We start from the raw sequence: 2,355 nt of genomic DNA, 5'->3' as shown, positions 1-2,355 counted from the left end.
GACACCAACGCCAGCCCCACATCGTCCGCGGCTACTCCCACGGCCCCCACGTCCGCTACACCCTCAACGAGAACCCATTGAGTTTCCGATCAATAGGTGACCGCTGTTCAGGTCCCGACCGTACGCGCAAGCCTCTATAGGCGGACAGATGTGAAGGCATCTGTGGGGACTGTAAAAACGAACGGGTCTGGCCGGTAGTCGGTGGTGACGCTGGGTGTCCGTCAGGGCAGGAGGATGCGGTGGCGGAGGAGATCGAATCCGGCGCGTCCGTGCATCTGCCGCGTGATCCTTTTGGTGCGGGTGTTGACGCCCTCGGTGCGGCCGTTGTGGTAGGGCAACGTGAGGCTGGCGTCCACGGCAAGCCGGTCGATTTCGAGGCCATTGGTGAAGCTGCGCAGGTAGGGCAGATCGACGGCACGGGCGGCCGTGACCCACTCGGTGAGTTTCACGTCGTTGCTCTCGCCTGGTTTCAGCAGGGCGGCGAAGCCGCGTATGAGATCGGCGAGTGCGGTCATCTCCGGGCAGGCCGCGGCGATCTTCTCCAGCGGGGTCGTTTCCTTCGGACGCAGGTTTTCGGGGTCGGTGAGCAGGAGGCGGCCGGCGTGGCGCGCGGTGGCGACGGGGCGGTCACCTTCGGCGCGGCCCTGGTTGAGGTAGCGGACCAGGAGGTTCGCGCTGCCGGGGTAGCCCAACTCCCGGATCTCTTCGGGGAGGTGGGTGACCGGGACAGCCGTTTCCTCGGCACGGCGCCGGCGCAGGTGCTCGCGGTAGGGGTCGACGAGGGTGGGCCGGTAGGCCGGAGCGATGCGCAGGGCTTGGGGTTCGGGCATGCGGGCGTAGCGTTTGACGGTGTTCAGGGCCAGGTTGAGGCGGCGGGAGCAGTCGAGGAGGCCGACGCCTTGACCGAGGAGCTCGTGGATCTTGTTCCAGCGTTCGCGGGTGCTCTGTTCGCGTACTGCGCCGGGGCGGGGCGGGCTGATGGTGGCCCAGCAGCCGACGTGCGCGCGGACCTCGAGCAGGGTTTTGTCGCAGAGATTTCGCCATAGGTGCCATCGGTCGCTGACCTGCACCGCGTCGGGCAGGGCTCGGCGGACGGCCTCGGCGTAGGTGGCCGAGCCGTCCCGGCACACGACCTCGACACCAGGATGTTCGCACAGCCAGGACTCGAGGGTGGCCATCTCGCGGTCGGGCAGGACTTCGACGCGTCTGCTGGTTTCGGCATCCGTGATGATCGTGGCGTAGCGGTGGCGGCGGCGTCAGGGCGGAATCGTCCACGCCGATCACCCGCGGGACCGCCTGCTGCGGCAGCGGCAGGCGGTCCCGCGGATGGCGCAGCGCGGTGCTGCGGGCAACGGGCACGGCCATTAGACCAGCGAGGCGTGCGGCCGCCCGGCCGCATAACTCCCGCGCCACCTGGGATATCTGCCAGGCAAGCCGCACCGTGCGGCGCTGATGGCGCTCCAGCAGTCCGGAAATCTGCTCGCGGAAGGTCTGTCTCCGGCAGCCCAGGGCTGGACAGACCAGCCGCCGTACCCGCAGGTGGACGACGACCGGGCGGCCGTCGACCGGCACGTCCGTCACCGTCCGGCGGTGATACCCGTGCACCTTCGCCGTCGGCGTCCGGCACGCCGGACACGGCACCGCCACATCCCGCGTGCGGGCCGTGACCACCACTGCGTCACCACCGTCCACCACGTCCTCGACGACGAGCACCGACAGCCCGGAAAACACCATCCCGACAAGGGAGTTGACATCCATCACGAGATCATGATCGCGGATGGCTACTCGGCGTCACCACCGACTACGGGCCAGACCCGTTCGTTTGACAGACCCATCTGTGGACATCGGATGGTGGTAATGTTTGGGGAGCACTGTGTGACGGATGTTCGAACCACCGAAATCAATGACGTTCATGAAGTGCATCTCTCGGGGAATTAGCACGGCGTGGAACGGGATTCCCCTCTGCCTGAACGATGCATCAAACGTGTGCATGGGAAGCCTCTTCGCGGGGTGGTGCCATCTTTGGCGCTACAGATACTGAGCCGGAACTGATGGGTTGCCTACTGGATCGTGTAGCGGACATGGCGGGCGGCGAAGTAGCCACAGACGATGTGGGGTTGGTGCTGTCTGCTTAGCAGGAAGTGCCGGGTCTCGTGGGTGAGGTTGCTGGCCGTGGTGTTTCAGGTCGACGTTCAGCAGCTCGTCGGGGGTTGAGTTCGGGGTTGTAGCCGGCAGCAGTTGATTCCCGCCGCCGACTTACCCGTGTCGGATCGGTTTGGGCGGTGGTAGCAGCGGTGTGGTCGGTTGGTTGATCGGGGCCGCGGTGGGGGTGTTCGCCCATGCGACGGGAGACGA

Annotated in this window: 1 pseudogene; it reads right to left on the bottom strand. The window is 66.5% G+C overall.

From position 1 onward, the window contains the following. Window positions 1-221: 221 nt before the first annotated feature. A pseudogene (locus ACGFU7_RS47845) lies at window positions 222-1,731 on the bottom strand (ISL3 family transposase). Between the last annotated feature and the right edge of the window lie 624 nt (window positions 1,732-2,355).

Source organism: Streptomyces sp. NPDC048473, assembly GCF_043200155.1.
Classification (GTDB): domain Bacteria; phylum Actinomycetota; class Actinomycetes; order Streptomycetales; family Streptomycetaceae; genus Streptomyces.
This window is presented reverse-complemented; position numbering and strand designations above follow the sequence as displayed.